20 protein-coding genes are annotated in these 14,995 nt (G+C 41.7%); 12 read left to right on the forward strand and 8 right to left on the reverse strand.

All coding sequences use genetic code 11. From position 1 onward, the window contains the following. The first annotated feature begins 3 nt into the window (after nucleotides 1–3). The 3 genes from pepV (at nucleotide 4) to ACTWQL_RS19210 (ending at nucleotide 3,500) form a co-directional block, all read left to right on the forward strand. Nucleotides 4–1,407: a dipeptidase PepV gene (pepV, locus tag ACTWQL_RS19200; RefSeq protein WP_443144020.1), complete on the forward strand. Its 1,404-nt coding sequence runs from the start codon at nucleotides 4–6 to the stop codon at nucleotides 1,405–1,407. Between the two features lie 324 nt (nucleotides 1,408–1,731). Then, entirely contained in the window at nucleotides 1,732–1,929 is a 198-nt protein-coding gene (locus ACTWQL_RS19205; RefSeq protein WP_443144021.1) for a hypothetical protein, read from the forward strand. Nucleotides 1,930–2,336: 407 nt separating this feature from the next. Further along, entirely contained in the window at nucleotides 2,337–3,500 is a 1,164-nt protein-coding gene (locus ACTWQL_RS19210) for an MFS transporter (RefSeq protein WP_443144022.1), read from the forward strand. A 239-nt stretch (nucleotides 3,501–3,739) separates the two neighbouring features. Here ACTWQL_RS19210 and cysK read toward each other — a convergent pair whose 3' ends face one another. Continuing rightward, the gene (cysK, locus tag ACTWQL_RS19215; RefSeq protein WP_443144023.1) at nucleotides 3,740–4,678 is read right to left on the reverse strand and encodes a cysteine synthase A; all 939 of its coding nucleotides are present in this window, start codon (nucleotides 4,676–4,678) and stop codon (nucleotides 3,740–3,742) included. 154 nt (nucleotides 4,679–4,832) lie between these two features. Between cysK and thpR the strand changes: the two genes are divergently transcribed. The 6 genes from thpR to ACTWQL_RS19245 all read left to right on the forward strand — a co-directional run bounded on the left by thpR (nucleotide 4,833) and on the right by ACTWQL_RS19245 (nucleotide 9,607). After that, the gene (thpR, locus tag ACTWQL_RS19220; protein WP_443144024.1) at nucleotides 4,833–5,399 is read left to right on the forward strand and encodes an RNA 2',3'-cyclic phosphodiesterase; all 567 of its coding nucleotides are present in this window, start codon (nucleotides 4,833–4,835) and stop codon (nucleotides 5,397–5,399) included. Further along, the gene (locus ACTWQL_RS19225) at nucleotides 5,396–5,776 is read left to right on the forward strand and encodes a CidA/LrgA family protein (protein ID WP_443144025.1); all 381 of its coding nucleotides are present in this window, start codon (nucleotides 5,396–5,398) and stop codon (nucleotides 5,774–5,776) included. The genes thpR and ACTWQL_RS19225 overlap by 4 nt, the downstream gene beginning before the upstream one ends. Further along, nucleotides 5,766–6,452 carry an LrgB family protein gene (locus ACTWQL_RS19230; protein WP_443144026.1) on the forward strand — a complete coding sequence of 229 codons (687 nt, stop codon included), beginning with the start codon at nucleotides 5,766–5,768 and terminating at the stop codon, nucleotides 6,450–6,452. The genes ACTWQL_RS19225 and ACTWQL_RS19230 overlap by 11 nt, the downstream gene beginning before the upstream one ends. A gap of 16 nt (nucleotides 6,453–6,468) precedes the next feature. Beyond that, nucleotides 6,469–7,389: a hypothetical protein gene (locus ACTWQL_RS19235; RefSeq protein WP_443144027.1), complete on the forward strand. Its 921-nt coding sequence runs from the start codon at nucleotides 6,469–6,471 to the stop codon at nucleotides 7,387–7,389. A gap of 131 nt (nucleotides 7,390–7,520) precedes the next feature. Further along, complete coding sequence (locus ACTWQL_RS19240) at nucleotides 7,521–8,453, forward strand: diacylglycerol/lipid kinase family protein (RefSeq protein ID WP_443144028.1); 933 nt, start codon at nucleotides 7,521–7,523, stop codon at nucleotides 8,451–8,453. Between the two features lie 365 nt (nucleotides 8,454–8,818). Next, complete coding sequence (locus ACTWQL_RS19245) at nucleotides 8,819–9,607, forward strand: phosphotransferase (RefSeq protein WP_443144029.1); 789 nt, start codon at nucleotides 8,819–8,821, stop codon at nucleotides 9,605–9,607. Nucleotides 9,608–9,709: 102 nt separating this feature from the next. On the opposite strand, the gene ACTWQL_RS19250 is transcribed toward ACTWQL_RS19245, so the two are convergent. The 5 genes from ACTWQL_RS19250 to ACTWQL_RS19270 form a co-directional block, all read right to left on the reverse strand. Then, nucleotides 9,710–9,880 carry a hypothetical protein gene (locus ACTWQL_RS19250; RefSeq protein WP_443144030.1) on the reverse strand — a complete coding sequence of 57 codons (171 nt, stop codon included), beginning with the start codon at nucleotides 9,878–9,880 and terminating at the stop codon, nucleotides 9,710–9,712. A gap of 285 nt (nucleotides 9,881–10,165) precedes the next feature. After that, the gene (locus ACTWQL_RS19255; protein ID WP_443144031.1) at nucleotides 10,166–10,441 is read right to left on the reverse strand and encodes a YtzH-like family protein; all 276 of its coding nucleotides are present in this window, start codon (nucleotides 10,439–10,441) and stop codon (nucleotides 10,166–10,168) included. Between the two features lie 63 nt (nucleotides 10,442–10,504). Further along, the gene (gene cydS, locus ACTWQL_RS19260) at nucleotides 10,505–10,591 is read right to left on the reverse strand and encodes a cytochrome bd oxidase small subunit CydS (RefSeq protein WP_443144040.1); all 87 of its coding nucleotides are present in this window, start codon (nucleotides 10,589–10,591) and stop codon (nucleotides 10,505–10,507) included. 56 nt (nucleotides 10,592–10,647) lie between these two features. Next, nucleotides 10,648–10,842, reverse strand: coding sequence for a hypothetical protein (locus ACTWQL_RS19265; protein WP_443144032.1), 195 nt, complete (start codon nucleotides 10,840–10,842; stop codon nucleotides 10,648–10,650). Between the two features lie 451 nt (nucleotides 10,843–11,293). Further along, complete coding sequence (locus ACTWQL_RS19270) at nucleotides 11,294–11,464, reverse strand: hypothetical protein (protein ID WP_443144033.1); 171 nt, start codon at nucleotides 11,462–11,464, stop codon at nucleotides 11,294–11,296. A 512-nt stretch (nucleotides 11,465–11,976) separates the two neighbouring features. Between ACTWQL_RS19270 and trmB the strand changes: the two genes are divergently transcribed. The 3 genes from trmB (at nucleotide 11,977) to ACTWQL_RS19285 (ending at nucleotide 14,259) form a co-directional block, all read left to right on the forward strand. Next, nucleotides 11,977–12,621, forward strand: coding sequence for a tRNA (guanosine(46)-N7)-methyltransferase TrmB (gene trmB, locus ACTWQL_RS19275; protein WP_443144034.1), 645 nt, complete (start codon nucleotides 11,977–11,979; stop codon nucleotides 12,619–12,621). A gap of 75 nt (nucleotides 12,622–12,696) precedes the next feature. After that, entirely contained in the window at nucleotides 12,697–13,539 is an 843-nt protein-coding gene (locus ACTWQL_RS19280; protein ID WP_443144035.1) for a YtnP family quorum-quenching lactonase, read from the forward strand. Between the two features lie 159 nt (nucleotides 13,540–13,698). Continuing rightward, entirely contained in the window at nucleotides 13,699–14,259 is a 561-nt protein-coding gene (locus tag ACTWQL_RS19285; protein WP_443144036.1) for a hypothetical protein, read from the forward strand. 70 nt (nucleotides 14,260–14,329) lie between these two features. Here ACTWQL_RS19285 and ACTWQL_RS19290 read toward each other — a convergent pair whose 3' ends face one another. Both ACTWQL_RS19290 and ACTWQL_RS19295 read right to left on the reverse strand, forming a co-directional pair. After that, on the reverse strand, nucleotides 14,330–14,635 hold the full coding sequence (locus ACTWQL_RS19290; protein WP_443144037.1) for a PepSY domain-containing protein: 306 nt from the start codon (nucleotides 14,633–14,635) through the stop codon (nucleotides 14,330–14,332). A 145-nt stretch (nucleotides 14,636–14,780) separates the two neighbouring features. Further along, the coding region (locus ACTWQL_RS19295; protein ID WP_443144038.1) for a hypothetical protein at nucleotides 14,781–14,995 on the reverse strand (215 nt) is incomplete at its 5' end.

The raw sequence follows: 14,995 nt of genomic DNA on the forward strand, positions 1-14,995 counted from the left end.
GTCATGATTGATTGGAAAAATGAAGTAGAAAAACGAAAAGACGAGTTCTTAAAGGATTTACAGGTTCTATTACGGTTTGAGTCTATCCTCGATCCTGAGACTGTCAAAGAAGGTGCTCCTTTCGGAGAAGGTATTCAGCGTACGCTCAGCCATCTGTTGGAAAAAGGAGAAGCGGACGGTTTTACAAGTAAAAATCTTGACGGTTATGCCGGTCATTTGGAATTCGGAGAAGGAGAAGAGTTAATCGGAATCCTCTGCCATATCGATGTCGTGCCTGCTGGGGACGGTTGGAGTTCGGATCCATTTGCAGCAGAAATCAGAGACGGTCGAATTTATGCAAGAGGCGCGATCGATGATAAAGGACCTACAATGGCAGCTTACTACGCGATGAAAATCATCAAAGACTTAGGCCTTGAGTTGAACAGGCGGGTAAGAATGATCATTGGAACAGATGAAGAAAGCAATTGGAACTGTGTGAAGCATTATTTCAAGCATGAGGAAATGCCGACGATGGGTTTCGCACCAGATGCAAGCTTTCCGATCATATATGCCGAAAAAGGTTTATTCGATTGTGAGTGGAAACAAAAAGAATGGAATGCTACTGAAGGCGGAGATGTCCATCTTGTTTCCTTCGATTCAGGGAGACGGCTGAACATGGTACCGGATTATGCGGAAGCAGTTTTAGAAGGAACCGATCTTGAATTACTCGAGGAGGAATTCAATTCTTTTCTTTCGGATCGTGAATTGAATGGCAGTGTGCAAAAGGAAAATGAACAATACAAAATGGTCATGGAAGGCGTATCGTACCATGGAAGTAAGCCTGAAAAAGGAAAGAATGCAGGTCTGTTCTTGGCATCTTTTTTATCAAGATACCAACTTGATGGACAAGGGGAGAAATTCGTCCGGTTAGCCAATGGTTATCTGACCGATGATACGGATGGAACAAAATTGGGTATCAAGGATTCGGATGATATTACAGGACCATTGACGATGAATACAGGAATCATGAGCTATACGGAAAAAGAGGGAGGCCGTTTTGGCTTGAATCTTCGTTATCCTGTATCCCATGATTTTGGCAAGTCGCTAGGTGTATTAAAAGAAGCAGGAGAAAAATTCGGGTATGAATTGATCGAAATCGAACATTTGACGCCTCATCACGTACCGAAAGATCATGATTTGATCAAGAAGCTGATGGATGTGTACGAGCAACAAACAGGTGAGGATGGTTATTTAATTTCAATCGGTGGAGGGACCTATGCTCGTTCTCTCGATGCAGGAGTCGCGTTTGGTGCACAGTTCCCTGGTGCGGAGGAAATCGCCCACCAAAAAGATGAATACGCCGATATCGATAGTCTGATGAAGGCAACCGCAATTTATGCTCAAGCGATCTACGAATTAGCTAAGTGAATGAACGGAGGACAAGCTGGACAATTTTGCTCGGCTTGTTCTTTTTAGTTAAGGCTGTTTTCGCAAACTTTGTTGCTCTTGCACTTAAAGAAAGTATAAAATACTTTCTTCAGTATAAGGGCAACTAAGGCTCGACCTACAAAAGGCTTGGTCTCGCCAAGTTTTCTTTAAAAGTCGTTGATTTCCGCTCCAGGATGCTCGCTTTCTGCGGGGCGTGCGGTGAGCCCACTCGTCGCCTTGCGACCTCAGGAGTCTCCTTTTCAAGGAAGCATTTGTGCTCCTGCGTCTACAAGAAAGTCCTGTCGAAGCTAGCTTCCTCGTCGCATGCCTTGCGAGGAGATTATTCAGGTAGTAGGCACGCTGATCCCGCAGGACAAGGAAAGCTTCGGCAGCGTTACATCGCACGAAGAAAATGCGATTTTCATTTTCGAGGAGTCTCGCACCTTGCTCTCCAATCAACTTGCACAAGGTGATTTTTTAAAAATAATTCAAAAGCAACAATCTTTTAGAAAAGAGCCTTAGTTAAAAAACTCATTTAACCCTTTTGGAAAGCGCTAAATAATGCACGAAGTCTAAAGATATGAAGATAGTCTAAAAATCTAGGAATAAATTACGGTGAAAAGTCTAAAAATCTCAAATTAAGTCTAAAAGTTTATTTTGCAAGAAGGACTACTGATCCCGTTATGTGGTTGGTTGCGGTGTTCAAATGTTACCAAGCAGTCAGACAAATTATAGTATGAAAAAGATAGAAGAGAGTGGATTAATGGGCTAGAACTTTACATAACTAGGCACAGGGAAACTGGAAAAATAGCGATCAAGATTTTTTACTTGAAGATGAAGTCCCGAGCGTTTCTGATTGAATTTTTGAGGAGTTGCGATACAATCAACAGAGGTTGATACATAATGTTTGATTAGGCAGGAGATCTATTATGCAGCGAATTGAGAAGACATCCGTGAATTTCAGTTTGTTTTATTTTTTCATGTTTTTTGGATATGGAACGCTTTTTCCCCTGTTAAGTGTGTATTTAAAACAGGAAGTCCATTTGACGGGAACCCAAATTGGAGCGATCATGTCGATCAGTCCAGTTGTCATGATCATAGCGCAGCCGATCTGGGGAATCATTTGTGATTATACGAAAAAACCAAGAGCTGTACTGATCTTCACATTGGTGATGAGCGGATTGGTCGCTCTGCCTTTTGTCTTGATGGAAAGTTACCTCGCACTTATTGCGATTTCTATAACGCTTGCAACCTTCCAAAGCGCAATTGTACCTGTGTCTGACAGCATCACCTTGAACTATGTGATGGCCAAAAACAAAGATTATGGGAACCTGCGATTATGGGGAGCCCTAGGTTTTGCCATTGCGGTCTATGTTATGGGTAACCTTGCCGAGACGTTAGGCTTAAGCCTCATATTCTACTGTTTTGCAGGAGCTTTATTCATTTGTACAATCTTTGTTCTATCGATGCCGAAAGAAAGTAACTCGTTAAAAGTGGACCTGCGAACGGGGATCGCAAAGCTTTTCAAATTGCCGAAGTTCGTCTTATTTTTACTGACTACGTTTTGTGTATTCGGTCCGATCCAATCGAATAACTTTTATTTCGGTCTCTACATTCAAGAGATTGGCGGGACATTAGCGGGTGTCGGAATCGCCTTTTTACTTGCTGCAGGAAGTGAAGCTCCTTTCATGAAATTTTCGGGAAGTTGGATCCGTAAGCTGGGAATCGAACAGATTCTGATTGCTGCAGCTCTCATATCAGCGCTAAGATGGCTGTTCTATTTCACGGAACCGAGTCTCCTCGCCGTTTATGCGACAACGATCGCACAAGGGTTTTCTATCGGATTGTTCATACCCGCTGCCCTTCAATATGTCCGTGAAATCGCTCCTAGTGACATGAAAGCGACCGCAGTGGCTTTATACAGCTCGATGGGGAATGGACTTGGAAGCTGGTTCAGTACATTCGTGGGTGGAATTATCTATGATGCATTTTCGCTGTTCGCGATGTATCTGTTCTTTGGGATTCTGACGACGATCGGACTTCTGCTGCTCGTCGTAAATTTGAAGGTACTGCCTCATAAGGTAGCTGCCTGAAGAAGTTTTATCGTAAAAGACTGCTGCTCAACCGTAAATGGTGGGAGCGGCAGTCTTTTTGTGATTTATAGGTTAGGTGAGTTTGTGGGTACATCTTACTAAATTGCTCAAGATGCATCAAAAATTGCACAAGATGCCATAGAAACTGCTCAAGCAGACCCCGGAATTGCTCAAGCATCATCAAAAATTGATTAAAAAAGGATCGTCCCCTAAAGAAACGATCCTTTTTCATCCATATTTTACTCTTTTCCGAAATCAAACAGGTCGCTTGATAGGTAGCGTTCACCTGAATCACATGTGATGGCGATGACAACTTCGTCTGGACTAAGTTTCTTAGCAGCCTGAAGAGCGGCATATACAGAAGCACCTGAAGAGGGTCCGACTAGAATACCTTCTTCACTTGCAAGTTGACGGGTCGTCTCGATCGCTTCTTCATCCTTGATCCGGACTATTTCGTCATAAACCTCTTGGTTCAATATTTCTGGAATGAACCCTGGACTTGTTCCGACCAATTTGTGTTTCCCTGGCTTTCCGCCTGAAAGGACAGGTGAGCCTTCTGGTTCAACGACTTTGATCTTAATATCCGGCAGGTGTTTTTTTAACGTTTCTCCTGTACCTGTGATCGTTCCACCCGTGCCTGCAGGTGCAACGAATGTCGAGAATTTTTTTCCAATGTGCTTAGCTGCATCCAGGATTTCGATTGCTGTCGTCGTACGGTGTGCATCTGGATTTGCAGGGTTTTCAAATTGCATCGGCATGTAGCTGTTCGGGATTTCTTCTGCTAATTCCTTTGCTTTATCGATTGCGCCTGGCATCTTATCATCACCCGGGGTTAATACAACCTCTGCTCCATAGGCTTTTAAAAGATTGATGCGTTCCTGGGTCATCGTATCAGGCATCACAATGATTGCTTTATATCCTTTTGCCGCAGCATTCATTGCCAGGCCGATTCCAGTGTTTCCCGAAGTCGGTTCGATGATTGTGGAACCTTGCTTCAAGATGCCCTTTTTTTCTGCTTCTGTAAGCATGTTATAGGCTGCCCGGTCTTTAATGCTTCCGCTTGGATTGAATGCTTCCAATTTCACATAAACATCTGCACCGTTTGGGTCTGGCAGACGGTTTAATTTTACGAATGGTGTATCTCCTATCAAATCAGCTATACTATTTACAACACGCATGAAAACACGTCCTTTATCTTCTGTTATTCCAGATTATTATAACAAATCCAAGTAAACCACTCTAATTTAACGTTTTGAATGACACATTCATTTGTATTTCAGTCATGCTCTGTTTTTGTTAGACTTATGATAACTTTATTGTGGAGGTTCGACAATGGCACGCCATACTTTTTTTGCAGTTCCGATCCCACACGAAATACAAAAGGAAATCCATAGTTATGCGCAAGAACTTAAGCCCTTGCTCCCTCTGAAAAAGTGGACCAGCTTGGGTGATTATCACATCACTTTGCAATTTCTAGGTGCATCACCGGATAAGGAGCTTGAGCAACTTATTCACGAAATCAACAAGATCAACTCTCACACCTTCACTTTAACGCTAAAAAGCTCTGGGTATTTCGGCAATCCGAAAACACCGCGTGTATTCTGGCTGGGTATTGGTCGCTTTGAGTCGCTGTTGAAGTTACAGGAGCAGACGAAACAAGCTTGCATTTCCGCTGGGTTCGATGTCGATTCGAGACCTTATCGACCGCACATTACAATCGGAAAAAGGTGGGGCGGTGATTCTCAAGGAATATCCTATGAAAATCTACCGGAACCAAAAGAATTGATCAGCAGAAGCTGGGAAGTCGAAGAAATCATTTTATATGAGATTCATCCAGGCAAAGAGCCGATGTACGTTCCATACCATCGTTTTCAAATCGGAGAGACGTTCAAAGGATGAAGAAAGCCACTCTTATCATCACGCAAGTTTTTGTACTTTATGGTTTGTACTTAGCTGGCATTTGGATCCAGAGCGTACTCGACCTTATGATTCCCGGCAGTATCATCGGAATGCTTCTCTTATTCCTGCTGCTTGTCACAAAGATTTTACCTTTAAAATGGATACAGAAGGGGAGCCGGTTCATGCTTGTACATCTCACCCTATTCTTTATACCTGTGACTGTTGGTGTGATGCAGTTCGGGTATGTTTTCAAAGGTAAAGGGTTGCTGCTCATTCCTGCTGTACTTGCCAGCACGATTCTAGTGATCGTTATCTCTAGTAAAATGTTGGATCTATTCATGTCAAAGGGACTAAAGAAGGATTCGAATGAAACATAGCATGATAGACATCGCATTCATATCACTGACAATCGGATCGTATGTATTAGGACTCGTGATTTATAAAAGATGGAGGCACCCTTTCCTGGTTCCGATTTTGACAGCTACAACATCGATCATTGCTGTATTAATTCTATTCGATTTTTCTTATGATCGATATATGGTCGGGACCGAGTGGATAGACAAGTTGTTAGGGCCGGCGGTTGTAGCTCTAGCTTATCCTTTGTATATCAATCGCGGATTGTTGAAGCGATATACTTTTCCGCTCCTTATAAGTATTATTACTGGTGTTTGTGTCGGTGTCTTTTCCGGATTGTTTTTTGCGCAGATGATCGGCACATCACAAAACGTCATTTTGTCTCTTTTACCGAAATCGGTTACGACACCTGTAGCAATGGAGATCACGAGAGTTTCAGGGGGGATGCCTTCTATTGTGATCGTGTTCGTTATGGTTGCGGGTGTTGGAGGTGTGATTTTCGCCCCGTATTTGTTCAAATGGTTCAATATAAAAAATGATATGTCGAAAGGATTGGGACTTGGAGCAGCATCGCACGCCATCGGAACGTCGAAAGCGCTCGAATATGGCAGTCAAGCGGCAGCGATAAGCTCAGTGGCGATGACGATTTCAGCTTTGGTCGCTTCCATCCTCATTCCAATCGTAGCTACATGGATATAAAGGCAGGTGAAAAAGATTGGCACACTTGATCAAGTTAGAAGATTGTGTTTCAAGATATGAACAAGACGTATTTCGATATACAGGACAATATACCAGGTTGAAACGTGATCGCTGGCATCGAGTAAAAACAAATTGGGAAAATGCTCAGGAGACAGTTGATTTACAGCATGAAGCTGAAGACCAATCTGACGAAAAAAAGTGGTGGAAACGAAAACGGAGAGAAACCGACATTAAAGTGATTGATGAAGGAAGCATCAATCGGGATGATCGTACTTTTTCCGAATTAAAGGAAGACTATCGGGAAGAACTGTTTCAATTCCAGCTGAAATGGGCGAGTTCAACGATCAGAGAAACATCAAGAATCAGTGCATCGCTCGATAGGGACAAGTTCCTCCGTTTTCTTTTAAAAGAAGTGCCCGATAACTACCTGGTTCTTTATAAACCGATTATTCAAGTGAAAAAAGCACAAACACAATTGGATGTCCTCCTTTTGGGGCCGGATTCAATCCAGGCGATTGTGATGTTAGAAACAAGTAATGGAGAAGTTGTCCATGCGTCTCAGGACCGTTTCTGGAAATGTGATAAAGATGGGGACGAGCGTAAGATGATCAACCCTATCTCGGCTGTCCAGAGAATGAATTATTTCATAGAGTCGGTTATCGATACAGAATCAACTGAAATGAATCTTAATTATGTCATTCTTACGCAAAATTCCTATGTTAACAGAACCAATCTCCCTTCTTATATCCAGGTGATCGATCAGACTAATTTCGATCATTGGAAAAATAGGTTGAAAAGGCAGCCGAGTCCGCTTAAATTCAAGCAACTGAAAGCTGCCAAAGTGATTTTAGAGCAATGTGTAACCACAGCTTTTTCCCGACTAGAATGGGAGTCGGATGAGAAGCAATTGGATCTGAAAAATTCGAATGACGGATGAGTGCATTGAAAAGCTAGATGGTACAACTTCCTTATAAATCGTATTAAATTTACATTTTTTTGCAGATAAAAAGGGAAATTAGGACATTTTGTTGAAAAAAGAATAAGACCATCGGAAGAGAGTGGCTGAAAATGCAAAAGTTCTACATATTCATCATCAATCCCAAGGCTGGGAACGGCAAAGGGGAAAAGGTTTGGAAAAAAGTAAAGCGGGAATTGCAAAAGCAGAACATTCCCTATCGAAGTTTTTTTACACAGAGGGCTGGCCATGGAAAAGATATCGCTCAACAAATGTCCCATATTCATCATGAACACTTGAAAGGGATCGTCACTGTTGGTGGAGATGGAACGATGCATGAGATCATCAACGGGTTGAGCCAGTATCCTGAAATACCGGTTTCTTTCATCTCAGCAGGATCGGGTAACGATTTTGCTAGAGGCTTCAAAATACCAAGAAAGACGATGCAAGCACTTCAACATATCACTTCAAAAAGAGCGAGGATCAGACGATATGATTTAGGAGAGTATCGGCTTGGCAATCGGAAACATAAAGCCAACTTGTTTACCAGTTCGATTGGTATCGGTTTTGACGGGGAAGTGGCAAAACGGACGAACGAATCGAAATATAAGGGCGTCTTGAATAAAGTTGGGCTTGGATCTTTATCATACATAATCACAGTCTTAAAATTGACAATGAAATACGAACCGTCCCATTTGAAAATAAAAGTAGACGGATTGGAACATGAATTTAGTAATGTATGGCTTGTCGCAACGACCAATATCAAATTCTATGGCGGTGGAATGAAGATATGTCCAGATGCAAGGCCGGATGATGGTCTATTGAACATCTGCATCGTCCATAATCTATCCAGGAAAAAGCTTTTCTTTTTATTCGGTACGGTTTTCCTGGGATTACATACGAAATTAAAAGAAGTCACGTTGCTGAAAGGAAAAGAAATTGACGTAGAATCAAGCGTTCCAGCAACGATGCATGCTGACGGTGAACTTATCGGTTCCACACCAATCAAGATCAGAGTCCACCCGAGACGCTTAATGGTTAAGTGATTGATAATCGGGTATTGGTTAGCAGGTAGTGATTTCGACTTTTTGAACGGGCATTTATAAGGAAATTCAAAAAGTCATCTATTGATAAACGGCGTATTACTTTGTTACTTGGTTTTTCTGGTCCTACGATGTATAGGATGTACAAGGACCGGCGTTGTCAAAGGACGTGACGTTCTTAGCCGGTTTCACTATTAGGTCCTCAAAACCGTCGTGCCTTGTACTACTTGTTTCTAAATAGCGACTTTTTGAACGGGCATTTATATGTTAAAATATTATATCTGTACAGATTTATCGTGTTTGCGTATTTGAAATGGATTGTCTAAGCCGATAATAAAGATAGAATGATGAAATCGAAGGTGAACGTATTGAAACACATATTAGGAAGCGGCTGGCAGGTCAAGCCTGCGGGTGGTGCAACCGGTGAAGCCTATATCGCACAATATGGGGAAGAGAAGATCTTCTTGAAAAGAAACTCGTCACCATTCCTTGCTGTATTATCGGCAGAGGGGATCGTTCCGAAGCTTTTATGGACAAAGCGGTTGGAAAATGGGGACGTCATAACTGCTCAGAACTGGTTGAACGGTAGAGAGCTTAAAGCTGCAGAGATGAACCAACAGTTAGTTGCGAAACTGCTTTCCAAAATTCATCGTTCACAAGAATTGCTTTCAATGTTACGCAGGATAGGAAAACAACCCTTGACGCCTGAAGCTGTATTAGAGGAATTATTTCATCGAACACAACAAAACAATCAATACCTAAAAGAAATAGAACCTTATTTGGATTATTTATCAACTCATATCGATGAAGTCCAAACGGACCAATTTGTTGTTTGTCATGGTGATGTGAACCATAATAATTGGCTTATTTCAGAACAGAACAGATTGTTTCTGATTGACTGGGATGGCGCGATGATTGCTGACCCGGCATTGGATCTTGCGATGCTGCTTTATTGGTATGTTCCTGATGAAGAATGGGATCAATGGCTGCGTTCCTATGGCATTCCATTGACACATTCGTTAAAAATAAGAATGCACTGGTATATCGTAGCGCAAACAATCGAATCGATATACTGGCATTGTGAACGCGGGCAGGAAGAACAAGCAAAATATTGGATGAATTACCTCGTTCAGTTGGATAAACAAATTTATCATTGATATACAATTATGGGACTGTCTAAAAAGTGTTTGACACTTTCTTTTAGACAGTCCCATTTTTTACGGCTTTATTAAAGAAGGCACTTTTCTAAAAGATTGTTGCTATTGACTCATTTTAAAAAACTCACCTTGTGCAAGTTGATTGGAGAGCAAGGTGCGAGACTCCTCGAAAATGAAAATCGCATTTTCTTCGTGCGATGTAACGCTGCCGAAGCTTTGCTTGTCCTGCGGGATCAGCGTGCCTACTACCTGAATAATCTCCTCGCAAGGCATGCGACGAGGAAGCTCACTTCGACAGGACTTTCTTGTAGACGCAGGAGCACAAATGCTTCCTTGAAAAGGAGACTCCTGAGGTCGCAAGGCGACGAGTGGGCTCACCGAACGCCCCGCGGAAAGCGAGCATCCTGGAGCGGAAATCAACGACTTTTAAAGAAAACTTGGCGAGACCAAGCCTTTTGTAGGTCGAGCCTTAGCTGCCCTTATACTGAAGAAAGTATTTTATACTTTCTTTAAGTGCAAGAGCAACAATGTTTGCGTAAAAAGCCTTACGAAAAGCGCTTACATGTTATCGATTACATTCATCCATTGGTTCAGATCACCACTTGATTGGATGATGTGTTGATCCAGTGATGGAGATTGTCCGCCGTTTTGGCTGTATGTTTGGATTGCCATAAGGGTCTCTCGTAGCTCAATGGGTGTTTGTGGGTTTTGGAGCAGAGAATTCGTGAGTCTTTCCAACTGTTGACACTCTGAATTTGACCCACATTGGTCCAATTGGTGGCTCCTTAAAATATCCGCAAGCAATGATAGTTGATCGTTAACTTGTAACGGCATTGATCACGCATCCTTTCACGTCATATTGCACTTAGGATACGTCAATACGGTTTCTTTATCCGATTATTTTTTCGCGCCCCAGATGAAAAGACCGACAATTGCGATGATCAAGACTATTGGTGGAGCCCAGAAATTCAAAAAGTCCTGCATGAAATCCCTCACCTTTTCATTATTGATTTTGGAAGTTCTCAAACAAACTCATTTCTTTAGGCTTTTTCTAACAGATTGTTGCTTTTGAGGCATTTTAAAAAACACCCTGTGCAAGTTGATTGGAGAGCAAGGTGCGAGACTCCTCGAAAATGAAAAATCGCATTTTCTTCGTGCGATGTAACGCTGCCGAAGCTTTCCTTGTCCTGCGGGATCAGCGTGCCTACTACCTGAATAATCTCCTCGCAAGGCATGCGACGAGGAAGCTCACTTCGACAGGACTTTCTTGTAGACGCAGGAGCACAAATGCTTCCTTGAAAAGGAGACTCCTGAGGTCGCAAGGCGACGAGTGGGCTCACCGCACGCCCCGCGGAAAGCGAGCACCCTGGAGCGGAAATCAACGACTTTTAAAGAAAACTTGGCGAGACCAAGCCTTTTGTAGGTCGAGCCTTAGTTGCCCTTATACTGAAGAAAGTATTTTATACCTTCTTTAAGTGCAAGAGCAACAAAGTTTGCGAAAACAGCCTTTCTTTAATTGTACTTGCTTGATCTACTATTTTCATCTTTTCCAATAAAATGTTTTAGTATTGTCAATATTCCATAGAGAATGTGGTTTCATACGTTTATGGGTCATCAAATGAAAAAGACCTTGCCTTGAACCAGGTAAAGTGGGTCACGGCAAGATCTTCCCTAATTTATTATCATTTAGTACTGTGAAGCGTACTTGATTTTTACTTTTTGTGCACGGATTGATTGTTTGTGAGCAATGCGTTCGAATGGATATACTGCTAAGACATAGCCTGCAAATAATCCACTGAACATTGTTAGTACTGTCACTTCTGCTGTTTTCGTCAAGGTCTTTTTAAGAATAGACATGAATTTGTTAAACCACTCCTATAGTCTTTTTTTCAACAATTACAATCTTACCTTTGAAAGCGTTTTCTACCCTAATGGCTATAATTGGTATACGACGTGATGTGATGCGCTGTCAGTAGTTCGATCGAGATCAGGTCCTACATGTTAATAAATACTCCAAAATACTCTCTTATACTCCTCTATATACTAAAACGAAATTTGTTTCTGCGAAATTCACTCCCTTTCGCGGGCGAACCGCGAGCCTCCTCACTTGCACAGGTTTTTGCGCCGAGTAACCGCAGGCGCAGGACGTACTTGTACAGGATGTACTAACTTCGACGTTCACCATGGTGGAATTTAGTCGAAGTTCATTATTATACTCGAAGATCCTTTTGAAAACTGTGGGGTCTCGCCTGATCGCTTTTCCCGCAGGAGTGTCTTGAATTTCGCTTAAAAAATTTCTGATGTTCATTTTCAGTTGCCAATCATGGTAAAATATCCGAGGACTATGTAAATAGAAAGGGTTTGAACGAATGCGTCTTAGAAATAAACCATGGGCACAAGATAAAATAGATGATAATCCACAAGTTGTTGTTGCTGACCCAGAAAACAGGAAGGGTAAATGGCATCAAATTTTTGAAAACGACAATCCGATTTGCATTGAGGTAGGAACAGGAAAAGGACAATTCGTTACAGAAATGGCTAAACTGCACCCAAATGCGAATTTTATCGGAATTGAAAGACAGAAAAGCATCATTGTTTCTGCGATTGATAAAATCAATGAATCAGGGCAAAAAAATGTACGCCTCATCAATGTAAATGCGATGCAACTCATCAATTTTTTTGATAAAGAAGAAGTTCATCGGATCTATTTGAATTTTTCAGATCCATGGCCGAAAAATCGCCATGAAAAACGCAGGTTGACCCACGAATCCTTCTTGGAAGCGTATGAGGAAGTACTGATACCTGGTGGAGATATCCATTTTAAAACGGATAATCAAGATCTTTTTGTATACTCACTCCATAGTTTTTCGAAATACGGATTGATTCTGAACAACGTCAGTCTGGATTTGCACCGAAGTGATTTTAAAGGAAACGTGATGACAGAATATGAAGAGAAATTTTCCGCGATGGGAAATCGGATCTACCGTTGTGAAGCTATGTATCGGAGGAAATAAGCATTCAAAAATCCGCGTTCTTGTTCTTTGATATGCTACAATGAATTGTAGATAGAGTAGAAGGAGTGAACAAACATGGAGACGCTTCAATTTGGAGATGTAACATTACACTGGCTGAATGGCGGAGTAACTCATATGGATGGCGGAGCAATGTTTGGTGTTGTTCCGAAACCGTTATGGAGCAAAAAGTATCCTGTTAACGAAAAAAATCAAATCGAACTTCGAACCGATCCGATCTTCTTTCAATATGAAGGGAAGAACATTTTAATCGAATCAGGAATGGGGAACGATAAGCTTACGGATAAGCAGAAGAGAAATTATGGTGTGAATGAAGAATCACATATTGAGCGTGAATTGGCTCACTTCAACCTTACAACGGATGATATCGATTTTGTTTTGATGACGCATATGCATTTCGATCATGCATGTGGTTTGACGAAAAAAGACGGCGACAAACTTGTTTCCACGTTTAAAAATGCAACGATCTACACTTCTGAAACAGAGTGGGAAGAAATGCGAAAGCCGAATATCCGTTCAAAAAATACATATTGGGAAATGAACTGGAAGGGAATCGAGTACCAGGTGGAAACGTATCGGGAGCGTGTAGAGGTTCTGCCAGGACTCAATATGATCCATACAGGCGGCCATAGTGATGGTCATTCGATCATTTATTTTGAACAAGGGGAAGACAAGCTTTTCCACATGGCAGATTTGATGCCTACCCATGCTCATAAAAATCCTCTATGGGTCCTTGCGTATGATGATTATCCAATGACCTCAATCGGTCAAAAGCAAGAATGGATCAGTAAAGGGATGGAAGAGGATGCTTGGTTCACTTTTTATCACGATGCGATTTACCGTGCAGTCAAGTTCGATGAGCAAGGTGAAATCATTGCAAAGGTACACCGTGATAAATGATCATAAATTTGTCACATTTATGCAGTTTGTAAGAAAATGGATGGAGAAAACCGTCACATTTTTTACAGAAACCTGTTACAATTAACATAGATTTTCTGAGTAATAATAGTGTAATATATAAATTGGCTCATTTGACGTTTAGGAGGGGGAATGATAGATATGTTTAAGCAACTCACAGCCGCTGTGATGGCTTTAACACTTTTGGTCTCTGGTGGAGCAGGCGTACTTGCTGCCGAAGACGCACCAAAGGGTATGAAAGAAGCTACGAAAAAGTTTATGAAAGACGAATATTATGATTACAAGGATGGTAGTCTTGAACCGCTATCCAATCTTACAAAGGTCGAAGTCACTCCTGAAGCAGAAGAAGGAGAAGAAGCTTCAGGTCCAATTACGGTTTATGCAGGTCTTGCAGAATTCAAGACCGTACGTGATAATATCTTCACTTTTGACCGTAAAGAAACAGTCTACTACGATGCAACAAATGATAAGATGTTGACTGCTACTGAAGTCGGTGCCTTCCAAAATGACACATTGACGAATTATAAAGAGCAATTCGAACACCTTGGTAAGAAGATGAACTTAGGATGGATCATGTCCTTACATGCACTTATTCTGCTTATTCCAGCGTACTTGATGTTCGTATGGGGCAACCAGGTATATTCTTCTTCACGCTTCATGATTGAAAACAACCTATACGGCCAAAAGCACACATTCAACTAATGAAAAAATGGGGCAGACTCACGTTTTTGAGTCGCCCCTTTTGATTGCTTTCATATTTTCGTGTCGTGAATTATATAGTTGTACTAGTGACTTCAAGTACAGAACCGGTATCCGCATCTACTGTGAAAAGGAAATGTTCCTCACCAGTTGTGTTTGAGCGTGTGAATCCGCCTCTATAGACGTCATAGGATAGACCGTTTAAATCTGTTGTTTCCTTTGTTGTATATATCCAGGAACCGCTCACTCTCGCAGGCACTTTCTTTTTAACCTTGTTCAGTGCGGCTTCAGGTGTGATCTTGCGTGAACTTAATTGTTTCGTAAGTAAGGCACCGGCCAAAAAACCGATGCAAGTGCCGAGGATGGTAGATGTTTTCAAAAGAGATACCCCTTTCCAACTGTGTTGATATCATTTATTCTATAGTATAACAGACTTTATCCATTGAATTATAAAATGTCGAGGGTTCGCAATTCCCACCCCTCATTAAACAAAACTAGGGAGCGTGAACCATAAGAAGTTCATCTCACTCTCCACTTGTTTTGAAGTGGAGTTTTTTAGTTTTTCTATAAGATTGTTGCTTTTGAGTCATTTTAAAAAAATCACCTTGTGCGAGTTGATTGGAGAGCAAGGTGCGAGACTCCTCGAAAATGAAAATCGCATTTTCTTCGTGCGATGTAACGCTGCCGAAGCTTTCCTTGTCCTGCGGGATCAGCGTGCCTACTACCTGAATAATCTCCT

Origin of the sequence: Pseudalkalibacillus sp. R45 (assembly GCF_052246725.1) — a bacterium.
Lineage (GTDB): Bacteria > Bacillota > Bacilli > Bacillales > Fictibacillaceae > Pseudalkalibacillus.

What these genes read in the sequence shown, in the direction of transcription:
- pepV (WP_443144020.1), top strand. Translation starts at nt 4, where the DNA reads ATGATTGATTGGAAAAATGAAGTAGAAAAACGAAAAGACGAGTTCTTA.
- ACTWQL_RS19205 (WP_443144021.1), top strand. Translation starts at nt 1,732, where the DNA reads ATGCCTTGCGAGGAGATTATTCAGGTAGTAGGCACGCTGATCCCGCAG.
- ACTWQL_RS19210 (WP_443144022.1), top strand. Translation starts at nt 2,337, where the DNA reads ATGCAGCGAATTGAGAAGACATCCGTGAATTTCAGTTTGTTTTATTTT.
- cysK (WP_443144023.1), bottom strand. Translation starts at nt 4,678, where the DNA reads ATGCGTGTTGTAAATAGTATAGCTGATTTGATAGGAGATACACCATTC.
- thpR (WP_443144024.1), top strand. Translation starts at nt 4,833, where the DNA reads ATGGCACGCCATACTTTTTTTGCAGTTCCGATCCCACACGAAATACAA.
- ACTWQL_RS19225 (WP_443144025.1), top strand. Translation starts at nt 5,396, where the DNA reads ATGAAGAAAGCCACTCTTATCATCACGCAAGTTTTTGTACTTTATGGT.
- ACTWQL_RS19230 (WP_443144026.1), top strand. Translation starts at nt 5,766, where the DNA reads ATGAAACATAGCATGATAGACATCGCATTCATATCACTGACAATCGGA.
- ACTWQL_RS19240 (WP_443144028.1), top strand. Translation starts at nt 7,521, where the DNA reads ATGCAAAAGTTCTACATATTCATCATCAATCCCAAGGCTGGGAACGGC.
- ACTWQL_RS19250 (WP_443144030.1), bottom strand. Translation starts at nt 9,880, where the DNA reads ATGCCTTGCGAGGAGATTATTCAGGTAGTAGGCACGCTGATCCCGCAG.
- ACTWQL_RS19255 (WP_443144031.1), bottom strand. Translation starts at nt 10,441, where the DNA reads ATGCCGTTACAAGTTAACGATCAACTATCATTGCTTGCGGATATTTTA.
- cydS (WP_443144040.1), bottom strand. Translation starts at nt 10,591, where the DNA reads ATGCAGGACTTTTTGAATTTCTGGGCTCCACCAATAGTCTTGATCATC.
- ACTWQL_RS19265 (WP_443144032.1), bottom strand. Translation starts at nt 10,842, where the DNA reads ATGCCTTGCGAGGAGATTATTCAGGTAGTAGGCACGCTGATCCCGCAG.
- ACTWQL_RS19270 (WP_443144033.1), bottom strand. Translation starts at nt 11,464, where the DNA reads ATGTCTATTCTTAAAAAGACCTTGACGAAAACAGCAGAAGTGACAGTA.
- trmB (WP_443144034.1), top strand. Translation starts at nt 11,977, where the DNA reads ATGCGTCTTAGAAATAAACCATGGGCACAAGATAAAATAGATGATAAT.
- ACTWQL_RS19280 (WP_443144035.1), top strand. Translation starts at nt 12,697, where the DNA reads ATGGAGACGCTTCAATTTGGAGATGTAACATTACACTGGCTGAATGGC.
- ACTWQL_RS19285 (WP_443144036.1), top strand. Translation starts at nt 13,699, where the DNA reads ATGTTTAAGCAACTCACAGCCGCTGTGATGGCTTTAACACTTTTGGTC.